16 protein-coding genes are annotated in these 20,568 nt (G+C 66.1%); 6 read left to right on the top strand and 10 right to left on the bottom strand.

Annotated features, from left to right (window positions below; all coding sequences use genetic code 11):
- Positions 1-185: 185 nt before the first annotated feature.
- Complete coding sequence (locus tag E3T39_RS11935; RefSeq protein ID WP_134515548.1) at positions 186-1,532, bottom strand: MFS transporter; 1,347 nt, start codon at positions 1,530-1,532, stop codon at positions 186-188.
- 234 nt (positions 1,533-1,766) lie between these two features.
- On the opposite strand from E3T39_RS11935, the gene E3T39_RS11930 reads away from it, so the two are divergent.
- Complete coding sequence (locus tag E3T39_RS11930) at positions 1,767-3,044, top strand: hypothetical protein (protein ID WP_134515546.1); 1,278 nt, start codon at positions 1,767-1,769, stop codon at positions 3,042-3,044.
- On the opposite strand, the gene E3T39_RS11925 is transcribed toward E3T39_RS11930, so the two are convergent.
- From E3T39_RS11925 to E3T39_RS11895, 7 genes are all read right to left on the bottom strand, one after another.
- A complete protein-coding gene (locus E3T39_RS11925; RefSeq protein WP_241979665.1) occupies positions 3,045-3,785 on the bottom strand; it encodes an IclR family transcriptional regulator in 741 nt (246 codons plus the stop codon).
- Positions 3,786-3,839: 54 nt separating this feature from the next.
- Positions 3,840-4,661 carry an HpcH/HpaI aldolase family protein gene (locus tag E3T39_RS11920; RefSeq protein WP_134515544.1) on the bottom strand — a complete coding sequence of 274 codons (822 nt, stop codon included), beginning with the start codon at positions 4,659-4,661 and terminating at the stop codon, positions 3,840-3,842.
- Positions 4,646-5,431 carry a 2-oxo-hept-4-ene-1,7-dioate hydratase gene (gene hpaH / locus E3T39_RS11915; RefSeq protein ID WP_134515542.1) on the bottom strand — a complete coding sequence of 262 codons (786 nt, stop codon included), beginning with the start codon at positions 5,429-5,431 and terminating at the stop codon, positions 4,646-4,648. The genes E3T39_RS11920 and hpaH overlap by 16 nt, the downstream gene beginning before the upstream one ends.
- Before the next feature lie 12 nt (positions 5,432-5,443).
- The gene (hpaD, locus tag E3T39_RS11910; protein ID WP_134515540.1) at positions 5,444-6,520 is read right to left on the bottom strand and encodes a 3,4-dihydroxyphenylacetate 2,3-dioxygenase; all 1,077 of its coding nucleotides are present in this window, start codon (positions 6,518-6,520) and stop codon (positions 5,444-5,446) included.
- A 62-nt stretch (positions 6,521-6,582) separates the two neighbouring features.
- Positions 6,583-8,097: a 5-carboxymethyl-2-hydroxymuconate semialdehyde dehydrogenase gene (hpaE, locus tag E3T39_RS11905; RefSeq protein WP_134515538.1), complete on the bottom strand. Its 1,515-nt coding sequence runs from the start codon at positions 8,095-8,097 to the stop codon at positions 6,583-6,585.
- 3 nt (positions 8,098-8,100) lie between these two features.
- On the bottom strand, positions 8,101-8,817 hold the full coding sequence (locus E3T39_RS11900; RefSeq protein ID WP_134515536.1) for a GntR family transcriptional regulator: 717 nt from the start codon (positions 8,815-8,817) through the stop codon (positions 8,101-8,103).
- Positions 8,802-10,268 carry a fumarylacetoacetate hydrolase family protein gene (locus E3T39_RS11895; RefSeq protein WP_134515534.1) on the bottom strand — a complete coding sequence of 489 codons (1,467 nt, stop codon included), beginning with the start codon at positions 10,266-10,268 and terminating at the stop codon, positions 8,802-8,804. The genes E3T39_RS11900 and E3T39_RS11895 overlap by 16 nt, the downstream gene beginning before the upstream one ends.
- Before the next feature lie 176 nt (positions 10,269-10,444).
- Here E3T39_RS11895 and E3T39_RS11890 point away from each other — a divergent pair, with 176 nt between their 5' ends.
- The 4 genes from E3T39_RS11890 to E3T39_RS11875 all read left to right on the top strand — a co-directional run bounded on the left by E3T39_RS11890 (position 10,445) and on the right by E3T39_RS11875 (position 14,831).
- A complete protein-coding gene (locus E3T39_RS11890; protein WP_134515532.1) occupies positions 10,445-11,926 on the top strand; it encodes an NAD-dependent succinate-semialdehyde dehydrogenase in 1,482 nt (493 codons plus the stop codon).
- Between the two features lie 65 nt (positions 11,927-11,991).
- A complete protein-coding gene (locus E3T39_RS11885) occupies positions 11,992-12,798 on the top strand; it encodes a TrmH family RNA methyltransferase (RefSeq protein WP_134515531.1) in 807 nt (268 codons plus the stop codon).
- 51 nt (positions 12,799-12,849) lie between these two features.
- The gene (locus E3T39_RS11880; RefSeq protein WP_134515528.1) at positions 12,850-14,034 is read left to right on the top strand and encodes a thiolase family protein; all 1,185 of its coding nucleotides are present in this window, start codon (positions 12,850-12,852) and stop codon (positions 14,032-14,034) included.
- Positions 14,034-14,831 carry a 3-hydroxyacyl-CoA dehydrogenase gene (locus tag E3T39_RS11875; RefSeq protein WP_134515526.1) on the top strand — a complete coding sequence of 266 codons (798 nt, stop codon included), beginning with the start codon at positions 14,034-14,036 and terminating at the stop codon, positions 14,829-14,831. The genes E3T39_RS11880 and E3T39_RS11875 overlap by 1 nt, the downstream gene beginning before the upstream one ends.
- Positions 14,832-14,949: 118 nt before the next feature.
- Here E3T39_RS11875 and E3T39_RS11870 read toward each other — a convergent pair whose 3' ends face one another.
- Positions 14,950-16,392 carry a helix-turn-helix domain-containing protein gene (locus E3T39_RS11870; RefSeq protein ID WP_134515524.1) on the bottom strand — a complete coding sequence of 481 codons (1,443 nt, stop codon included), beginning with the start codon at positions 16,390-16,392 and terminating at the stop codon, positions 14,950-14,952.
- A 179-nt stretch (positions 16,393-16,571) separates the two neighbouring features.
- On the opposite strand from E3T39_RS11870, the gene E3T39_RS11865 reads away from it, so the two are divergent.
- Positions 16,572-18,422, top strand: a complete 1,851-nt coding sequence (locus tag E3T39_RS11865; protein WP_134515522.1) for a phosphoenolpyruvate carboxykinase (GTP) — start codon at positions 16,572-16,574, stop codon at positions 18,420-18,422.
- A gap of 181 nt (positions 18,423-18,603) precedes the next feature.
- Here the strand turns inward: E3T39_RS11865 and E3T39_RS11860 are convergent, their stop codons facing one another.
- On the bottom strand, positions 18,604-20,556 hold the full coding sequence (locus E3T39_RS11860; protein WP_134515520.1) for an ABC transporter ATP-binding protein: 1,953 nt from the start codon (positions 20,554-20,556) through the stop codon (positions 18,604-18,606).
- Positions 20,557-20,568: the final 12 nt, after the last annotated feature.

The raw sequence follows: 20,568 nt of genomic DNA, 5'->3' as shown, positions 1-20,568 counted from the left end.
AGCGTTGGCGGCGGAATGGCCGAATCGATCATGCTCAACGCCTCGTCGATGCCAGCGTGACCGTGCACCTCTTACACAGGAGGGTCAGGGCCCGCGTTCCGGGTCGGACCCCGTGCACACGGGAGCACGAAATAACCGTGCCGCCCGGGTTTCACTCCGGGCGGCACGGTTCGGATTTACGAGAGTTACTCGTGCGTGCTTATGCCCAGCGGAACTCCGCGGGTTTCCTTCACGAGGGTCACCGCGACGAAGGAGATCGTAGCGAGGACCATGAGGTAGATGCCGATCGAGAAGGACTGACCGGTCTCGTCGAGCAGCAGCTGCGCGATCAGTGGGGCGAAAGCTCCACCGAGAATCGCGCCGAGGGCATAGCCGATCGAAACGCCGGAGTAGCGCACCTGGGCGGGGAACATTTCGGCGTAGAGTGCGGCCTGTGGGCCGTAGGAGAAGCCGAGTCCGCTAGCCAAAATGATGAGCGAGAGCGCGAACCAGACGATGTCGCCGGTATCGATGAGCAGGAACATCGGGATCGCCCAGATGAAGAGGAACGCGTAGCCGAACTGGAACGTGCGCACGCGACCGATTTTGTCGGAGAGGATGCCGCCGAGCATGGTCGACGCGAGCCAGAACACGGCGGCGACGGTGCTGGCGATGAGCACCGGGGTGCGCTCCATGCCGAGTCCGCCAGCTTCGGCGGGCTTGGTGGCGTACGAGTTGAAGAAAGCGATGAGCATGTAACCTGCCGCGTTGTTGGCGATGAAGATCAGTGCGGTGAGGATGACCTGACGCGAGTGGTTTTGGAAGAGCTGCTTGAGCGGTGCAGCGGATTCCTTCTTGCGGGTCTGCATCTCTTTGAAGACCGGGCTTTCGGCGACCGCGCGGCGGATGACCCAGCCGACGACGATGAGCAGCACGGAGACGAGGAACGGAATACGCCAACCCCAGCTGAGGAACGCTTCTTCGCTCATCGAGGTGGTCACGGCGATCATCACACCGGTGGCGAGAATGAGCCCCACCGGAACGCCGATCTGCGGGTAGGCACCGAAGAATCCGCGCTTGTTGATGGGTGCGTGCTCGACGCTCATGAGCGCCGCGCCACCCCATTCGCCGCCGGCCGAGAATCCCTGCAGGATGCGAAGCACGATCAGCAGGATCGGTGCCCAGACGCCGATCTGGTCGAAGGTCGGCAGCAGGCCGATGAGTGCGGTGGCCGCGCCCATCATGACGAGGGTGAAGACCAGCATGGCCTTGCGACCGATGCGGTCACCGAGGTGCCCGGCGACGATAGCGCCGAGCGGGCGGAACAGAAAACTGATGCCGAGCGAGGCCCAGGCGATCAGCTGAGCTAGCGTTGCGTTCTCGCCGGCGAGCGGTGCGAAGAACAGACCGGCCAGCACGAGACCGGCGGCCTGGGCGTAGATGAAGAAGTCGTACCACTCGATGGTGGTGCCCACCATCGTGCCGGCGAGGACTCGCCGTTCTTCGTTCCGTTTAGCGCTGCGTGCGTGCGTGCGCTCGGTCGTAAAAGCCATGGAATACTCCCTCGTATCTCACTGCGGTGCTGGGTCGGGTGCTGCTGCAAAGTGTGTGGATCGTGCGGAGAAAAAGCGGCACTGGGGCAGTATGGCAGGAAAATCAAGGATTACCTACCTATTGGTCAGTATTGTGCGGGATGGTTATGTTCACGGCAGTGAGAGTGCGATTTTGCACCCTGCACGGGGGCGGTGACGAGCGGCTTCGGGGCGCGCACCGCTAGCGTGGAGGGGATGACTTCTCAGAAATCCGCAGTGCTCCGAGCCCGCAGCGCATTCGGTGTACTGATCGCCGGCTTGATCGTGACCCTGCTCTGGCCGATCGTCACGGCCACCTTCGTACTTGGCGCCTGGGACCCGGAGGAGACCTGCGCCCGGGTACAAAGCTCGGGCGACCGCGTACGCTACGATTTTTTTCCACCCCGCATGCTCTGCTCTGCCGGGCCGGATGCGTGGGTGAGTGCGACCGCTGAGGGCGTGACCACCGGCCTGTCCATCGTGCTCGTGCTCGGCATTGCGAGCATGGTGGTCGGTGTGATCGCGGGTGTCTGGTCGGTGCCCAGGCTCGCACCGGCAGCATCCGGTGTGAACTTCGCCTACCTGGCCGGGAGGCTGCCTTCGCTTCGGGTTCGTCGATTGCGGCGACTGTGCGGGTTGCTCGCGGTAGCTTCCGTTCTGTCGCCGGCGTGGATGCTGTATCTGGGGCTCGGCGTCGGCCAAGGCGGGTCTGGCGCGGCGGACCCGTACACTCAGATTCCTATCTATGTCGGTCAGCTTCTTGTCGCCGCCGCTATTTCGCTGCTGGCCCTCGCGGCGGGTATTGGCGGCTGGGTGCTGCGGGCCCGCGAGCGGTCCGGGGGAGCGGATGCGGCATCCGTTGCGGTCGCTGGCCTGGTCGCCGCGGTCGTGCTGCTCGGGCTCACGCTTGCGCTAGGTGTGGGTACGATCGCCAAGGTTGTCTCGGTCGGTGAACGGATCGCACCGTCGGCGACCGACAGCGCCCCGATGACCGTGCCACCGTCATCGGGCGAAGTGGAACTCGTGCTGCCGCCGGCGGCGCCGCCCATCGCGCGGCCGACCGAGCCGTCGACGGCGCTGTCGGCCGCCGAACTCGAGCAACAGTTCGCGGCGTTCGTCACCCAGACGACCGCACGATTCGGGCCGGCCTTCGCGGAGCCGGAGCGGCAGGGGGCAATTCCCGGCGCGGCCCTCGACCTGGTCGTGGCGGCCGCGCCCTATGCATTCGACTGCCTGGGTACGGGAATCGGCTACGGCATGGAGCTCACCTTCTCCGGCGCGGACACCGACGACTGGGATGTCAATTTCGACGCCGCGGCCGCCGCGTATCTTCGAATCACGACGGGATGGACCACCGATGGCCACCCCAGCGCCCCCGAGAACACCGAGTTCTACGCCTATGCCGACGAGCCCAGCGTCGTATCGCAACTGCGCGCTCGCCACGTTGGGTCGACCGTGCGAGTAGGCATGCAGAGCCTGTGCGTGGCCAAATAATCAGCGAAGCCCGGCGACGATCGTGCGCGCGGCCGCAGTGAGTGCAGCGCCGATGTCGGTGGGGGAATGCAGACTCGAGATGTACACGACGGCGAGAGAGGCGGGTGATTCTCCGGGCACAACGAGGGGCACGGCGATCGACGACAGGCCGGGAATGACCTCGTCGTGGCTGGAGGCATAGCCGAGGTCGGCGACCTCGCGGGCCTCGCTGCGCCGGGTTTCCGCGTGGCCGAGCGCGGCCCACTGCGCGGCGCCCAGCCCGGACTGAATGGCGATTCCAGGCGCGCCTCTGTTCAGCGGATGCCGCGTGCCCGGCTGCTGCGCGACAGTCGCGTGGGCCTGCCGCGGCTCGATGCTCACGAGCGTGACGATTTCGCTCTGGTCGAGCACGGCGATGAACGCGGTCATGCCCAGCTCGTTGGCGATGCGGGTGAGCACCGGCAGGGCCGTGGCCTGCAGGTCGCGGGACACCCCGCGAGCCAGGGCGGCCAGGCGCGCGCCGAGCCGCACCAGTCCAGCCGGGTCCCGCACGACGAGGCCGTGATCTTCAAGAGTACGGAGGATGCGATAAGCGATCGAACGGTGTACGTCGAGGGCTGCTGCGAGTTCGACGATGCTCATCGGCTTGTCGGTGTCAGCGAGAATCTCCAACACCCGGATGCCGCGAGACAGGGTTTGCGAGTGCGCGGCGGGCGCCGGCTGGGGGCTGCCGGAGGTCTCGGCGAATTCTGGGATCGACACCCTCCTATTCTCGCATTCGGCTCGGGCGCGCTGTCGCTCAGTAACGCTGTCGCTTCAGTAACTCGGCCGCGGAACCTCGGGCCCGGCCAGACCCGTTGGCCTGATGAAGGAGGCGGCGAGCTTCTCCGAAGCCCGGGCGAGGATAGCCACGTCGGCACCGACGAGCACGAAGCGGGCGCCCGCCGCGAGGTAGCGCTCGGCGGTCGCGGGCGCGAAAGCATTCACTCCGACGGGTTTGCCGAGCGCCGTGACGGTGCGAATGCAGCGCTCGACGGAGGCGACGACGTCGGGATGGTCCTGCTGACCGAGCAGGCCCATCGACGCAGCGAGATCCGACGGACCAATGAACAGGCCGTCGACGCCGTCGACGGCGGCGATCTGGGCGACGTTGGCCACGGCATCCGTCGTCTCGATCTGCACGAACAGTGAGATCGTCTCGTTGGCGAAAGCCAGGTAGTCGTCGATGCGGTTCCACCGGGAGGCCCGGGCGAGGGCGCTGCCGACCCCGCGGACCCCGTGCGGCGGGTAGCGCACGGCGGACACCATCTCGCGGGCCTGCGCGGCGGTGTCGATCATCGGGATCAACAGGTTCTGAGCGCCGAGGTCCAATAGCTGCTTGACGATGACGCGCTCGCCGGTAGGCACCCGCACGAGCGGCACGATCGGGTAGCCGTGTACGGCCTGCAGCTGGCTGAGCGTCGATTCGAGGCCGTTGGGGCTGTGTTCGGTATCGATCAAAAGCCAGTCGAGGCCGCTGCCGGCGCAGATTTCGGCCACCAGTGCGCTGCCGGAGCACACCCACATGCCAATCTGCGCCCGTTCAGTGCTCCCGAGAACGTCTCGAAAGGTCGGGTCCGCTGCTACTCGAATCGGCATGTGATGGCTCCCAATGGTCCGTAGTCGGCGTGCACGGTGTCGCCCTGTTCCACCCACATCGGGCGGGTGAACGAGCCGGCCAAAATGATCTCCCCGGCCTCAAGGCTGGTTCCGTGCTGAGCGAGCTTGTTCGCCAGCCAGTAGACGCCGGCAGCGGGGTGGTTCAGCACGGCCGCGGCCACGCCGGATTCTTCTATGGTCTGGTTGCGATAGAGCAGCGCCGACACCCAGCGCAGGTCGATATCGCCGACCTTCACGGGCGTGCCGCCGATCACCATCCCGCCCATCGCCGCGTTGTCGGAGATGGTATCGACGATCGTGCGGCCGGCCATTTCAATGCGCGAACTGAGTATTTCCAACGCCGGAACCACGTAGTCCGTGGCATCGAGCACGTCGAAGAGGGTGCAGTTCGGCCCGGACAGAGGCTTGCCGAGCACGAACGCGAGCTCGACCTCAATTCGCACGTTCGAGAAGCTGTCGAAACGGATGCTTGCGCCATTCTCGTAGACCTCGTCAGCGAAAATCACACCGTAGTCGGGTTCGGTGATGCCGGTCGCAACCTGCATGACCTTGGACGTCAGGCCGATCTTTCGGCCGACGAGTCGGCGGCCGGCGGCGATGCCGCGCTCCTTCCACAGGCTCTGCACGGCGTAGGCGTCGTCGACGGTCATGCCGGGGTAGCGGGCGGTCAGGAGGGGAACGGTAGACCGGTTTAGGCCGGCCGCGACGAGTTCGTCTGCGATTTCTGCGATGGCTGACTGGTCAAGCATGCGCGCTTCTTCCTAGAGGGTGGTGCCGAGTTTGAAGCCGGCCAGCTCGTCGTCTTTGCGAGTGTACGAGAAGCCATCGGCGCCGACGGTCACGGCCATTTCGCTGGACTCGGTGCGCAGGGTGACCGGCTGGGGGTTACCGTCGAGGTCGAGCACGAGCGAGGCATCCGTGTACCAGCTGGGTACGACGGGGTTGCCCCACCAGTCGCGGCGCTGGTTGTCGTGCACATCCCAGGTGACGACGGGGTTGTCGGGGTCGCCGGTGTAGTAGTCCTGCGTGTAAATCTCGACGCGGTGGCCGTCGGGGTCGCGCAGGTAGAGGTAGAACGCGTTGGAGACGCCGTGGCGACCGGGTCCGCGCTCGATCAGGTCGCTCTTGCGCAGCGCGCCGAGCTTGTCGCAGATGTAGATGATGTTGTGCTTCTCGTGGGTTGAGAAGGCGATGTGGTGCATGCGCGGCCCGTTGCCGCCGGTGAGGGCGGTGTCGTGCACGGTGTCCTTGCGGCGCATCCAGGCCGCGTAGGTGACGCCGTCGGAGTCCTGAATGTCTTCGGTGACACGAAAGCCCAGGTCTTCGAGGTATTTGCGGCCACGACCGACATCGGGCGTGACCTGGTTGAAGTGGTCGAGGCGCACGAGCGCGCCCGGACCCTGTAGGTCGTAGCGCCAGGCGAGGCGCTCAACGTGGGTGGTCGAGTAAAAGAACTCATAGGGAAAGCCGAGCGGGTCTTCGACACGTACGCTGTCGCCGATGCCCGTGACGAAGCCGTCGGTGCGGCGTTCGGTGCGGCAGCCGAGCTCCTGGTAGTAGGCCTCGGCGAGGTCGACGTCTTCGGGGCTGCGCACCCGGAAGGCCATCGCGGCGACGGCGGCGATCGGCCCCTGGCGCAGTACGAGGTTGTGGTGGATGAACTCTTCGAAGCTGCGCAGGTAGATCTCGGTGTCGCTCTCCTCTGTAACGACGAGGCCGAGAATGTCGACGTAGAACTCGCGTGAGCGGGCCAGGTCGGTCACGACGATGTCCATGTAGGCGCAGCGGAGGATGTCGGGCGGGGTAGCAGTGGGGGTGGGGATCGGGTTAAGTGTCATGGGGTTCTCCTCGTTGAAGGTGATGCGGGGATACTGCTGGTGTGAAGCGGATGCTGGGCGCGCTACTTGCCGCCGAAGCGGGGCGTGTGCACGGGCGCGAGCGTGATGTGCACGGCCTGCGAGTCGGTGTAGAAGTCGATCGAGCGGTAGCCGCCCTCGTGGCCGAGGCCTGAAGCCTTGACGCCGCCGAACGGGGTGCGCAGGTCCCGCACGTTGTGCGAGTTCAACCAGACCATTCCAGCATCGACCGACTGCGCGAAGTTGTGCGCGCGGGTGAGGTCGGTGGTCCAGATGTAGGCCGCCAGCCCGTACTTGACCCCGTTGGCTAACGCGAGCGCTTCGGCATCCGTGTCAAAGGGGGTGATGGCTACGACCGGGCCGAAGATCTCCTCCTGAAAGATGCGGGCGGTCGGCGCGACGTCGGCGAAGACCGTTGGGGAGACATAGTTGCCCTCTGGCAGTCCATCGGGGCGGCCGCCGCCGGCGAGCAGGCGACCCTCGGTCTTGCCGATTTCGACGTAGCTCATGACCTTGGCGTAGTGCTCCGGGTGAACGAGTGCGCCGACCTCGGTCTTCGGGTCATGAGGGTCGCCGACCACGATGCTCGCAGCGCGGGCCGCATAGCGGGCGCAGAAATCGTCATAAATGGAGCGTTCCACCAGGATGCGGCTCGACGCGGTGCAGCGCTCGCCGTTGAGCGAGAACACGCCGAACAGGGTCGAGTCGATGGCGGCGTCAAGGTCGGCATCGGCAAAGACCACGGCGGGCGACTTGCCGCCGAGCTCCATCGACATGCCCTTCAGGTTCGCGGCGCAGTTTCGGTAGATGGTCTGGCCGGTCGTGGTCTCGCCGGTGAAGGAGATGAGCGGCACATCGGGATGCTTGACCAGCGCATCGCCGGCCTCCTCGCCGATGCCGTTGACCAGGTTGAACACACCGTCGGGCACCCCGGCAGTGCGAAAGATCTCGGACCAGAGACTCGCCGACAGCGGCGTGAATTCGGCCGGTTTCAGCACGACGGTGCAGCCGGAAGCGAGCGCGGGGGCCAGCTTCCAGCTTTCGAGCATGAAGGGGGTGTTCCACGGCGTGATCAGCCCGGCCACACCGACCGGCTTGCGGTTGACGTAGTTGATCTGCTTGCCCGGAACCTTGTAGGTGTCGTCGGCCTGCGCCACGATCAGGTCGGCGAAGAAGCGAAAGTTCTCGGCCGCGCGTTGCGCCTGGCCGAGGGCCTGGGTGATCGGCAGCCCGGTATCGAAGGTTTCCAGCTCGGCGAGCCGGGCATCCTGCGCCTCGACGGCGTCGGCGATGCGGTGCAGCACCCTGGCCCGGGCGCGGGGCAGCAGGCGCGGCCACGGTCCACTGGAGAAGGCTTCCTTCGCGGCAGCCACGGCCAGATCAATGTCGGCCTGCTGGCCGGCGGCCGCGGTGGCGTAGGTCTGGTTCGAGACCGGGTCGAGCACGTCGAACGTCTCGCCGCCGACGCTGTCGACGAATTCTCCACCGATGAAATGACGGATGCTGGTGGGCAGGTCGGCCGGTACGTAGTGTGTGGTCTGGACAGACGTCTGTGTCATCGGTCAGGCTCTCTTTCTCGGGGACGGGTCGGATGCTGGGTGGGGGTGATGCGATTTCTGGTAAGCGAGGAAGGCATCCAGTGTGCCGGTGCGGTGGGCGCGCGCCGCCAGCTCGAGCGTGAGCGCGTCGGCGCCCGACTCGATCAGCTGCAGCAGGTTGTCGTGCTCGGCTACTGAGTCGCGGGCGCGGCCGGGCACGAAACTGAAGGTCGAGTCGCGCAGCACCTTCATGCGGTTCCAGCCGCGGTGCACCAGGTCGAGGATGTGCGGGTTTGGGCAGTTCTCGAACAGGATCGAGTGAAATTCGAGGTTGAGTTCGGTGAACCGGTGCGGGTTGAGGTCTTCGAGGGAGGCGACCATGGCCTGGTTGACCGTGCGGGCGCGTTCAATGTCGGCGGTGGTGATGAACGGCGCCGACAGTGCGGTCGCGACGCCCTCCACGACACTCAGCGTTTGCATCGTATAGAGATATTCGGTCTCTTCGAGCATGGCGACCTGCGCTCCGACGTTGCGCTCGAAGGTGACCAGCCCCTCCGCTTCGAGGCGGCGGATCGCCTCGCGCACCGGTACGACGCTCACGCCCAGGTCCTTACCGATCGCGCCCAGGACTAAACGGTAGCCCGGCGTGAACGTTCCGTCTGAGATGCGCGCCTTGATCCATTGATAGGCGAGTTGGGACTTGCTCAGGCCGATGGGCGGGACCGTCACTGGGATAGCCATTCCTGGTACCGTCCTTTCCACGTGGCGTTCAGCGGGTACAGCCCGTCGACGCCCTCGCCCGCGGCAACCATCTCGGCGATAAAGGTCTCCTCACGCTCCTGCTCGATCGCGTCGGTCACGACCTCCTCGATTAAGCGCGGCGGAATCACAAGCACGCCGTCGGCGTCTCCCACGATCACATCGCCGGGCTGCACGGCCGCACCGCCGCAGGAAATGGTGAGGTCCGTGTCCCACGGCACGTGCCTGCGGCCGAGAACGGCCGGATGTGCGTTGGCGAAGTAGGTGGGGATCTCGAGGGCGGCCACGGCGGTCACGTCGCGCACCCCACCATCCGTCACCAGACCGGCCGCGCCGTTCACCTGGGCGCGGAGGGCGAGGATGTCCCCGACCGTGCCGGTACCGGTCTCGCCGCGGGCCTCGATCACGAGTACATCATCGGGGCGCAGCGAGTCAAAGGCGCGCTTCTGCGCGTTGTAGCCGCCGCCGTGGGAGATGAAGAGGTCTTCCCGGTTGGGAATGAATCGCAGGGTTCGGGCGAGCCCCACCAGACGTTTGGTGGGACGAGTGGACTGAAGCCCGTCGATCGAGACGTTGTTCAGGCCGCGTTTGCGCAGTTGGGAACTGAGCGTGGCGGTGCCAACCGAGTTAATCTTCGCTTTGAGCTCGTCGGTCAAAATGGTGGCGGGGCCGGTCGATGCCGGTAATCCGGCCGCTTCGGCTGACCCCCACGCCTCAGCCCGCTGCAGATCGTCGATCTTCGGGCCGGCGCCGTATTCGGCCATCGCGACCGCGCCAGCGACGACCGGTGTGACCAGCCGCCCGCTGCTCGGCGCGCCCGGCGCGGTCGGGGCATCGACTTCGACCTCGACCACATCACCGGGCTGCACCACGGAGGAGCCGGCCGGGGTTCCGGTGAGAATCACGTCGCCCGGTTCGAGCGTCATCAACTGGGAGAGATCGGCAACCAGACGGCCGAACGGGAAGACCAGCTGCGCGGTGGTGTCTTCCTGCACCAACTTGCCATTGACCCAGGTGCGCACCCGCAGGGCATCGGGTTCAACGCCTCTGGCGTTGAGCACGTTCGGGCCGAGCGGGGTGAAGCCGTCGCCGCCCTTGGACTTCAGATTCGACCCCTTGTCGGCGTAGCGCAGATCGTAGACGCCGAAGTCGTTGGCGGCGGTGACGCCAGAGACGGCCGCCCAGCCCTGTTCCGGGTTCACTCGACGGATGCTGTGGCCGATGATCAGGGCGATCTCACCTTCGAAGGCGAGCAGTTCGGTGCCGGCCGGGCGTTCGATGGGGGTGCCCGACGCGCTCACCGAGGTGCCGGGCTTCAGAAAGTAGGAGGGCTGTTCCGGCACGCGGCCGCGCTGAGCAATGCGGGAGGGGTAGTTGAGGTGCAGGGCGATCACCTTTCCGGGGGTACCGGTGAATGGTGCGGGGTTCTGCATGTGATGTCCTCTCGCAGCGCTGCGTGTGTATTTGAAATGATATACGATCATGCCAAAGACGCAACCCCGTTGATCAGCGGCTCGATCATGAAACCGAGCGGCCCGCGACCCCGTCGGTGGGCGCAGCTAGGCTAATACCGTCAGATCGACGGGCAGATACGAGCATGGGAGATGCAATGACGGTTGTTACCGAAGCGCCAACGAACGAATCCGAGCTGCTCGCGCGCGTGCCCAGCCAGCTCTATATCAACGGCAAGTGGGTCGCCGCCACAGGCGGGCGCACCCTTGATGTCACCGACCCGGCTACCGGCCGAGTCATCAAGACCATCGCCGACGCGAGCGTAGCCGACGGCGCCGCAGCCCTCGACGCCGCCGACGCCGCGCAGGCCGATTGGGCAGCGACTCCGGCCCGCGCGCGCGGCGAAATCCTGCGCCGAGCCTTTGACCTGCTGCAGGAACGCAAGCAGGAGTTCGCGCTGCTCATGACCATCGAAATGGGCAAGCCCCTGCCAGAGGCACTCGGCGAGGTTGCCTACGGCGGCGAGTTTTTGCGCTGGTTCAGCGAGGAAGCCGTGCGCATCAGCGGCCGCTATGGCGCCAATCCAGAGGGAACCGGTCGCATGATCGTCACCCAGCACCCGGTCGGCCCCTGCCTCTTAATCACCCCGTGGAACTTTCCGCTGGCCATGGCGACCCGCAAGATCGCCCCGGCACTCGCCGCCGGCTGCACCGTCGTCGTCAAGCCCGCCGCACTCACACCGCTGACGACCCTGCACTTCGTGGCCCTGCTCGAGGAGGCCGGCCTGCCCGCCGGCGTTGTCAACGTCATCACGACGTCGCAGTCGGGCGCGGTCACTGAGCCGATCATCGCCGACCCACGCCTCCGCAAGCTCAGCTTTACCGGGTCGACCGCGGTCGGTAAGTCGCTCATCAAGCTTTCCGCCGAGAACGTGCTGCGCACCTCGATGGAACTCGGCGGCAACGCCCCGTTCGTCGTCTTCGCTGACGCCGACCTCGACAAAGCCGTCGACGGCGCCCTCATCGCCAAGTTCCGTAACATTGGCCAGGCCTGCACCGCGGCCAACCGCTTCATCGTGCACGAGTCCGTCGCCGTCGAATTCGCCCGGCGTATCACCGACAAGGTCGAGGCGTTCCAGATCGGGCGTGGTACAGAAACCGGCATTACCATCGGCCCGCTGATCGATGGCAAAGCCGTCGCCAAGGCCGATTCCCTCGTGCAGGACGCCCTCACCCGCGGCGCGACCCTGCTCACCGGCGGCGCGGCGATCGAGCGTGAGGGCACCTTCTACGCGCCCACCGTGCTCACCGATGTCAAGCCGGGCAGCGATATTCTGCGCGACGAAATCTTCGGCCCGGTGCTCGCGATCAGCACGTTCACCGACGAAGCGGATGCCGTGCGCCTCGCCAACGACACAGAGTTCGGCCTGATCAGCTACGTGTTCACGACCGACCTGGCCCGGGGACAGCGCATGATCGACAAGCTGCAGACCGGCATGATGGGCCTGAACACCGGCGTCGTCTCCAACGCCGCCGCACCGTTCGGCGGTGTCAAGCAGTCCGGACTCGGCCGCGAGGGCGGACTCGAGGGTATCCAGGAGTACCTGTCGACGAAATACACGCTCACGCCGACCCCGTAACGGACAGAAGCCGTATTCCGGCCGGGCGCACGGTGCCCGGCCGGGCCGCTGGTTAGACTTTGCGGATGCCCTTGATCGCGATCGACGACCTGAGCGACCCGCGACTGGTCGACTACGCCCACCTCACCGACGTGGCCCTCAAGAAGGCCCGCGGCACCGAGCACGGACTCTACATCGCCGAATCGGCGCTCGTGCTCGAACGGGCACTGCGCGCGGGACATGTTCCGCGGTCGGTGCTCGCGCTCGGCAACACGGCCGACGAGGCTCTCGCGGTGCTCGGCGACTTCGCGGCCGAGGTTCCTGTGTTCGTGGGCCCCGGGGAAATGCTCGCCGAACTCACCGGGTATATCTTGCACCGCGGGCTGATCGCCTCGATGCACCGGCCCGAACTGCCCTCTGCCGACACATTGCTGGCTGGTGCGCGCCGCATCGTCATTCTCGAAAACGTGTCCGACCCCACCAACGTCGGCGCTATCTTTCGCTCGGCCGGCGCCATCGGAGCGGATGCCATTCTGGTCACGCCCCGTTGCTCAGACCCGTTCTACCGCCGGGCCATCCGCGTGTCTATGGGCACAGTGCTGCAGGTACCGTGGACCCGCGTCGGTGAGTGGGCGGAGACTCGTGCCCTGCTCACGCGGCACGGTTTTCACGTCGCCGCTCTCGCGCTGACCCAGGACGCCGTCAGCTTGCGCGACTTCGACGGCACCGGGCACGAGCGCCTGGCGCTGCTGCTCGGCGCCGAAGGCGAGGGGCTCACGCCCGAGGCGCTTTCATCGTCGGACAGCGTCGTGCAGATTCCAATGAAGCACGGCATCGACTCGCTCAACGTCGCCGCGGCGAGTGCAGTCGCCATGTGGGCGCTCTCCGGGTAACCGAACACAGCTTGCCCGCTGCGGTCGCTCCGGCGGGCCTAGGCTGTGGTCATGAGCAATGAAGCTGTCATCGTAGATGTTTTGCGTACTCCGTCGGGCCGGGGCAAACCCGGGGGAGCTCTCGATGGCATTCATCCGGCCGACCTCCTGGCCACTGTGCTGCGCGAACTGGTCGGCCGAAACAACCTCGACCCGGCGCTCGTTGACGACGTGATCGGCGGCTGCGTCAGCCAGGTCGGCGAGCAGAGCAACAACGTCACCCGCACTGCTCTGCTGAGCGCCGGGTTCCCCGACACCGTTCCCGGCACCACGATCGACCGGCAGTGCGGATCCAGCCAGCAAGCTACCGCCTTCGCCGCCCAGGCCGTCATGAGCGGCAGCGCTGACATCGTCATCGCGTGCGGCGTCGAGTCGATGAGCCGCGTTCCCCTCGGGTCATCGGTCGGCTCCCAAGACCCATACGGCACGCTTATGCACGAGCGCTACCCCGATGGCCTCGTCAATCAGGGCGTCTCCGCCGAGCTCATCAACCAGAAATGGAACCTTGGCCGCGACGCCCTCGACAGCTACGCGGCCCGCTCCCACCGGCTCGCAGCTGCGGCGGCCGAGCGGGGAGATTTCGCTGGCGAAATCGTGACCGTCACCCGGCCGGACGGCAGCGTGGTCAGCGAGGACGAGACCATCCGCGCGGGCACGTCGCACGCCTCGCTGGCGGGTCTGCGCCCCGCCTTTCGCACCGACGCTCTCGCCGCCCGATTTCCCAAGCTCGGCTGGCATGTCACGGCCGGCAACTCCTCGCCGCTGACCGACGGCGCCTCGGCGACCCTGATCATGAGCGCTAAACGGGCCGCGCAGCTCGGATTGAACCCGCGCGCCCGATTTCACAGTTTCACCGTGGTGGGCAGCGACCCACTGCTCATGCTGACCGGCGTGATTCCGGCGACCCAGCGCATCCTCTCGCGGGCTGGCCTGAGTATCGACGACATCGACGCCTACGAGATCAACGAGGCCTTCGCGAGCGTGCCGCTGGCGTGGCTACGCGAGACGGGCGCAGACCCCGACTGCCTCAACCCGCGTGGTGGCGCTATCGCCCTCGGCCACGCCCTCGGTTCCTCTGGCACGCGCCTGCTCGGTACCCTGCTCAACCACCTGGAAATGACCGGTGGCCGGTGGGGCCTGCAGGCCATGTGCGAGGGCGGCGGCATGGCCAATGCCACCCTGATCGAGAGGCTCTGATGCACGCCGTCAATTTGCTCAGTGCCGGATGCTCTGCCCTCATCACCGGAGGCGCCTCCGGCCTCGGTCTGGCCTGCGTTCGCACCCTGCACGAAGCCGGGGTATCCGTGGTCTTGCTGGATCTGCCCGGCGCTCCCGGCGAGGAGATCGCTGCGTCGCTTGGCGACCGGGCCCGGTTCGTGGCCGGTGACGTCACGAGCGCCGGCGATGTGCAGACCGCCGTCGACGCCGCGGTGGCACAGGGGCCGCTGCGCATCGTGGTTAACTGCGCCGGCATCGCGCCCGGCGCTCGCACGGTCGGCCGCGACGGGCCGCTGCCGCTCGAAGATTTTGAGCGTGCTATTCGCATCAACCTGGTGGGCACGTTCAACGTAGTGCGGCTGGCCGCTGCGGCGATGCAGCGCACCGAGCCCGTGGGCGACCCGGACCGCCAAGGCGGCGCCGAACGTGGTGTCATCGTGAACACCGCCTCGGTCGCCGCGTTCGACGGACAGATCGGTCAGGCGGCCTACGCCGCCTCCAAGGGTGGCGTTGCCGCGATGACCCTTCCGCTCGCCCGCGAATTCGCGCAGAGCCTGATTCGCGTCGTCGCGATCGCGCCCGGCATTTTCGACACTCCCATGCTGAAGGGGCTGCCGCAGTCGGTGCGAGATTCATTGGGCGCTCAGGTGCCGCATCCGTCCCGGCTTGGAGACCCCGACGAATTTGCATTCCTGGTGCGGCATGTCATCGAAAATCCTATGCTCAACGGAGAAACTATCCGTCTTGACGGGGCCATTCGAATGCAGCCGAAGTAGTCACATCTCTCGTACTAGCGGGATCGTCGTTGTTCCGCCGTTCATCTTCGCCCTGTGGCGCAATGGGCGTCGGTCGGCTGCCGCCTGTTCAGCCCGGCAGCGGCGCAGAGGGCTGCTGCTACTCCGCCGCGTGCGCCTCCAGGAACGCGTACACCTCGGAGTCGTCAACGCCCGGAAAGGTTCCGGACGGCAGCGGCGACAGTACGTGCGCGTGCAGCCGTGCGCTCGGCCAGGCCCGGCCCGCCCAGCGGGCGGCAGCATCCGAGTTGGGTCGCCGACAGCACGACTCGTCCGGGCAGCGCGACACCGTGCGCTGGGTGGTTTCCCGCCCGCGAAACCACTTCGCCTGCGCAAACGGAACGCCGACGCTGATCGAGAACTCACCGGCATCCGTTGATCCGGTCTGGGTCGCCGACCAGTAGGTGCCGGCCGGGGTGTCGGTGTACTGGTAGTACTCCGTGGTGCGGTTGGTGTGGGTGAAGGCGCTGCGGGCGCTCCACTGCTTGCAGACGTACTGTCCCTCGATCGACCCGGTGACGTCCACCGGAAACGGCAGATCGTCGTTTTCGTACCCCTTCTGCAGGGCGCCGTCGCCGTTGACCCGCAGAAAGTGCAGGGTCATGTCGAGGTGTGAGGTGGCGAGGTTGGTCAACCGCAATGCCGCCGCCTCGTGGGTAACGCCGAAGGCATCACGAAAGTCTTCCACGGCCAACTCCCGCTCCTGCTTGGCATGTGAAAGAAAGGCAACGGATGCCTCGCGCGGCATCAAACAGGCCGCTGCGAAGTAGTTGATCTCGAGTCGCTGCCAGAGGAATTCGGCGTAGCTGCCAGGTCGCTCGTGCCCGAGCAGCCGGTGGCCCATCGCCTGCAACGCCATCGAACGCAGGCCGTGGCCGCCGGGAATCGAGGCCGGCGGCAGGTAGATGCGCCCGTTGGCCAGGTCGGTGACCGACCGGGTGGAGGCCGGCAGATCATTCACATAGATCAGGCTGAAGCCGAGCTGATCGGCCATAACGCTGACCTCGCGGTGGGTGAGGGCGCCCGAGATATGCCCACTGGCGCGCACCCGCTCTTCCACGAGCTCCTCGATCTCGGGCATGTAGTTGCCCTGTTCACGCATCCGTTCGCGCAATTCGGTATTGGCGCGGCGCGCCTCCTCCGGGGTCGCGATGGCTTCACTGGCCCGGCGGGACAGCTCGCGGTGCAAGCCGAGGAGCGACTCAATGGCCGGCAGCGGCATCCCCTTGGTCACCTTTACGACCGGCAGTCCGAGCGCGCCGTAGAGCGGATTCTTCTGCGCCCGATCCAGTTCGATCTCAAGCGCCGCCCGGTTATTCGGCGCTTCCTGGCGGAGCAGCTCGGCCAGGTTGACCGAAAGGGCCGTCGCGAGGTCCTGCAGGGTGGAGAGTTTCGGTTCGCGGCGGCCGTTCTCGATCAACGACAGCTGGCTTCCAGCGAGGCTGACGCGCTCACCGAGTTGGTCGAGCGTCAGTCCGCGTTCGCCACGAAAATGGCGGATGCGATGGCCGAGGGTGATCAGATCGGAAGCTTGAGGCGACATTCCTTAACGATATCTAAAGAACAGTGATTCTTAACTAGCAATATCGCGGTTTCTCTTCTGGAAAGGGGGCCATCCTTGGTTTGTAGCCGAAATTATGGCCGTACGCAACGCCACGTAAGCAACGCAGCCCGGCGTTCCACAACTTTGCACCTACCCGAGCAGAACAGAAAGGCCAGACGATGACTCTCACCAACTCTTCCCGCCAGAACACCGGGGACGCCTACCCGACCCGCACGGGTAGCACCGACCCCAACCTGCAGGCCTGGGTCGATGAGATCGCGCGCCTGACCGAACCCGACGCGATCGTCTGGTGCGACGGCTCCAAGCGTGAGGCCAACGAGCTTTCCAAACTTCTCGTCGCCTCCGGTCAGCTCATCCGGCTGAACCCGGAATGGCGCCCCAACAGCTTTCTTGCTCGCACCAATCCGAAGGACGTCGCCCGCGTCGAGAATCGCACCTTCATCTGCTCCAACGACGAAGCGGATGCCGGCCCCACCAACAACTGGGCCGAACCGTCGGCCATGCGCGCCGAATTGCGCGGTGTCTTCGCCGGCTCCATGCGCGGTCGCACCATGTACATCGTGCCGTTCTCGATGGGTCCGCTCGGCGGCCCGATCTCGCAGCTCGGCGTCGAGATCACGGACTCTCCCTACGTCGTGCTCAACATGGGCATCATGACCCGCATGGGCGAGACCGTGCTGACCATGATCGAAGCCGGCGAACCGTGGGTGCACACCGTGCACAGCGTCGGCTACCCGCTCGTCGACCAGTCGGGCATCACTCGCCCCGAGGTGGAGTGGCCCTGCAATGACGACAAGTACATCGTGCAGTTCCCCGACACCCGCGAGGTCTGGTCTTACGGGTCCGGCTACGGTGGAAACGCACTGCTCTCCAAGAAGTCCTTCGCCCTGCGCATCGCGTCGGTGATGGGCCGGGACGAGGGCTGGCTGGCCGAGCACATGCTGCTGATCAAGCTCATCTCGCCCGACGGCGGTGTGTTCCACGTCGCCGCAGCCTTCCCGTCGGCCTGCGGCAAGACGAACCTGTCGATGCTGCGCCCGACCATCCCCGGATGGAGGGTCGAGACCATCGGCGACGACATCGCCTGGCTGCGTCAGGGCGAAGACGGTCGTCTCTGGGCGATCAACCCGGAAGCCGGCTTCTTCGGAGTCGCCCCCGGAACCGGTGAAACCACCAACCCGACCGCCGTCTCCACCATGTGGGGCAACACCATCTTCACTAACGTTGCCCTGCGCGATGACGGAGACGTTTGGTGGGAAGGTCTTACCGAAAAAGCTCCAGACCACCTGATCGACTGGCAGGGCAAGGACTGGACGCCCGACTCCGGTCGTACCGCCGCGCACCCGAACTCGCGCTTCACCGTTGCGGCCGCTCAGTGCCCGTCGATCGCCGACGACTGGGAAGCTGCCGGCGGCGTGCCGATCGATGCCATCGTCTTCGGCGGCCGTCGGGCGACCAACGTTCCGCTGGTGGCGCAGGCTCGCAGCTGGAAGCACGGCGTGTTCATGGGCGCCACGATCTCTTCGGAGAAGACCGCGGCCGCTGACGGCATCGTCGGCGAGCTGCGTCGCGACCCGTTTGCGATGCTCCCGTTCTGTGGCTACAACATGGCTGACTACTGGGGTCACTGGCTCAAGGTCGGCAAGGAACTCGGCACCAACGCCCCGGCGATCTTCCAGGTCAACTGGTTCCGTAAGGGCCCGGACGGCGGATTCATCTGGCCCGGATTCGGCGAGAACTCGCGGGTTCTCGAATGGATGATTCGCCGCATTCAGGGCACGGCCGACGCCATCGACACCCCGATCGGGCTTCTCCCGGCCGAGGACGGCCTGAACCTGGACGGTCTTGACCTGTCAAAGGAAGCCGTTGACCAGTTGTTCGCGATCGACCAGACCAGCTGGCTGGCCGAGTGCGACCTCACCGAGGAATACTTCGACAAGTTCGGCGACAGGGTGCCGCCGGCGCTGCGTGCCGAGCTCGCGAGCGTGCGCTACCATCTGAAAGACTAGTTTCGTACAGCGCAAATGGCCCCGTCACGTCCCGTGACGGGGCCATTTGCGTCCCGTTTCAGCTGCTGACTCTGCGCTATCGGTGAACGTAACGCCGGTAGATTTCGTGACACGCCGTCACCTCAACAGAGTTTGCCCGGCGTGTTGCATTTCTACCGGCAATACGTACCGGCATGGCGGGCTAGACGAGCAGCTGGTGCTTGGCGAGATCCCGATAGAGGGGGGTCGAGACGACGAGTTCGGAGTGGGTGCCGACGCCGACCACCTCGCCGTGGTCGAGCACCACGATCTGGTCGCTGTCGACCACGGTCGACAGGCGGTGCGCGATCACGATGAGCGTGCGATCGGCCGCGACGGCGTCAATGGCCTCCCGCATCATCTGCTCGTTCTTGCCGTCGAGGCTCGACGTGGATTCGTCGAGTAGCAGAATCGGCGGAGCCGCGAGCAGCGCCCGGGCGATCGCAAGCCGCTGGCGTTCGCCACCGGAGAGTTTCACGCCCGATTCACCAACGGCGGCTCCCAGTCCGGCCGGGTCGCGTTCGAGTACCTCGCCCAGGTTGACCGCGTGGAGCACCTTAATGCAGTCCTCGTCGGTGGCATCGGGGGTGGCCAGTGTCAGGTTATCGCGCAGCGATCCGGCGAGCACGGGGGCATCCTGTTCGACGTAACCGATCTGGGAGCGGAGCGCGGTGCGATCCAGCGAACGGATGTCCAGCCCGCCGAGCCGCACCGTGCCATCGGAGACGTCGTAGAACCGCTCGATCAAAGCGAGGATCGTGCTTTTACCGGCACCGCTGGGTCCGACGAGTGCCGTGCGCAGCCCGCGCGGGGCGCTGAAGGAGACTCCCTGAAGCACCGGACGGGCTTCCGCGGCACCTGCGGCGGCGGAAGCGGAAGCGACCGAGCCGGCAGCATCCGTTGTCGAAGGGCTGTCAGGATCTGCTTCGGCGTCAACCTCGACCGGCGCCGCAGCATAGCCGAAGTGCACATTCTCGAAGCTGATAGCGGCGGCCTCTGGTCGAACCTTTTCGTTCGCGGCACCAACGGTCATGGCGAGCGGCGCGATGTCTCGGTCGAACTGGTCTTCCGCGGGCAGATCGATGATTTCCTGGATGCGGCCGAGCGCGCCGAGCGCGGAGTTGACCGAGGTGATCGCGCCGAAGAACTGGCCGAGCGGCATGATCATCATGAAGAGAAAGAGAATGAACGCGACCAGATCGGCAATGGTGATGGCGTCGCTCGCGACGCGAAAACCGCCGACGCCGAGTACGACGAGGAACGACACCTGCATGGCGATGCCGGCGATCGGCACGACGAGGGCGCTGATCTTGGCGACCTTGATCCCCATGCGCCAGGCACCGCGGGCGTCCTCGTCGATCACAGCGACTTCACGTTCGGTTGCATTGGCGGCACGTACGGTGCGGATGGCGCTGATCGCTCGTTCGACGCTGGCGGCGAGGTCGCCGACCTTGACCTGGGCGGCCGTGCTCGCGGTGCGGATGCGACGCGACAGCAGGGTGACGGTGACCACCGATACCGCGATGACGAGCACGGTCAGTCCCAGCAACACCGGGTCGATGATGAGCATTGCCACGAGCGCACCGATGAAGGTGAGCGATCCGCCGATGGCTTCGACCAGGCCCTGGGTGAGCACCGCGCGCAGCAGGGTGGTGTCGCTGCCGACGCGAGAGACGAGGTCTCCGGTGCGACGGGCGTCGAACTCGCTGATCGGCAGGCGCAGCAGGCGCCCGACCAGTTTGCGGCGGCTCGAGAGGACGACCCCCTCGCCGGTGCGCTGCAACAGGTAGTGCTGGTAGCCGCTGATCAGGCCCGAAAGTACCACGAGGGCGATCAGCAGTCCGACGAGGGATCCGAGCGGATCTCCAGCCTGCACAATCGTGATGACTCGGCTCACCAGCAGAGGCTGGGCCAGGCTCGCGGCAGCCCCGAGCACGCTCAGCACGATGACGACGCTGAGGACCTTTTTGTGCTCGAACAGGTAGGGCAGCAACTGGCTGAACGTCGCCCTCGGCCCGGTGGGAGCGGGGCGGCCGCGTCGGCCGCGGGGCGGCTTGACTGCGGTGGGGGAGGCGGGGGCAGCGGAGGTTTCGGGCGCACGGGTAGCGGTAGTCACTCATAAATCTTA

It is taken from the genome of Cryobacterium suzukii, assembly GCF_004403185.1.
Classification (GTDB): Bacteria; Actinomycetota; Actinomycetes; order Actinomycetales; family Microbacteriaceae; genus Cryobacterium; species Cryobacterium suzukii.
This window is presented reverse-complemented; position numbering and strand designations above follow the sequence as displayed.

Bases quoted from the DNA above. Each gene is read 5' to 3' on its own strand.
- E3T39_RS11880 (WP_134515528.1), top strand. From the start codon at position 12,850: ATGAGCAATGAAGCTGTCATCGTAGATGTTTTGCGTACTCCGTCGGGC.
- hpaD (WP_134515540.1), bottom strand. From the start codon at position 6,520: ATGACACTTAACCCGATCCCCACCCCCACTGCTACCCCGCCCGACATC.
- E3T39_RS11900 (WP_134515536.1), bottom strand. From the start codon at position 8,817: ATGGCTATCCCAGTGACGGTCCCGCCCATCGGCCTGAGCAAGTCCCAA.
- E3T39_RS11895 (WP_134515534.1), bottom strand. From the start codon at position 10,268: ATGCAGAACCCCGCACCATTCACCGGTACCCCCGGAAAGGTGATCGCC.
- E3T39_RS11890 (WP_134515532.1), top strand. From the start codon at position 10,445: ATGACGGTTGTTACCGAAGCGCCAACGAACGAATCCGAGCTGCTCGCG.
- E3T39_RS11920 (WP_134515544.1), bottom strand. From the start codon at position 4,661: ATGCCGATTCGAGTAGCAGCGGACCCGACCTTTCGAGACGTTCTCGGG.
- E3T39_RS11930 (WP_134515546.1), top strand. From the start codon at position 1,767: ATGACTTCTCAGAAATCCGCAGTGCTCCGAGCCCGCAGCGCATTCGGT.
- E3T39_RS11885 (WP_134515531.1), top strand. From the start codon at position 11,992: ATGCCCTTGATCGCGATCGACGACCTGAGCGACCCGCGACTGGTCGAC.
- E3T39_RS11870 (WP_134515524.1), bottom strand. From the start codon at position 16,392: ATGTCGCCTCAAGCTTCCGATCTGATCACCCTCGGCCATCGCATCCGC.
- E3T39_RS11875 (WP_134515526.1), top strand. From the start codon at position 14,034: ATGCACGCCGTCAATTTGCTCAGTGCCGGATGCTCTGCCCTCATCACC.
- hpaH (WP_134515542.1), bottom strand. From the start codon at position 5,431: ATGCTTGACCAGTCAGCCATCGCAGAAATCGCAGACGAACTCGTCGCG.
- E3T39_RS11865 (WP_134515522.1), top strand. From the start codon at position 16,572: ATGACTCTCACCAACTCTTCCCGCCAGAACACCGGGGACGCCTACCCG.
- E3T39_RS11935 (WP_134515548.1), bottom strand. From the start codon at position 1,532: ATGGCTTTTACGACCGAGCGCACGCACGCACGCAGCGCTAAACGGAAC.
- hpaE (WP_134515538.1), bottom strand. From the start codon at position 8,097: ATGACACAGACGTCTGTCCAGACCACACACTACGTACCGGCCGACCTG.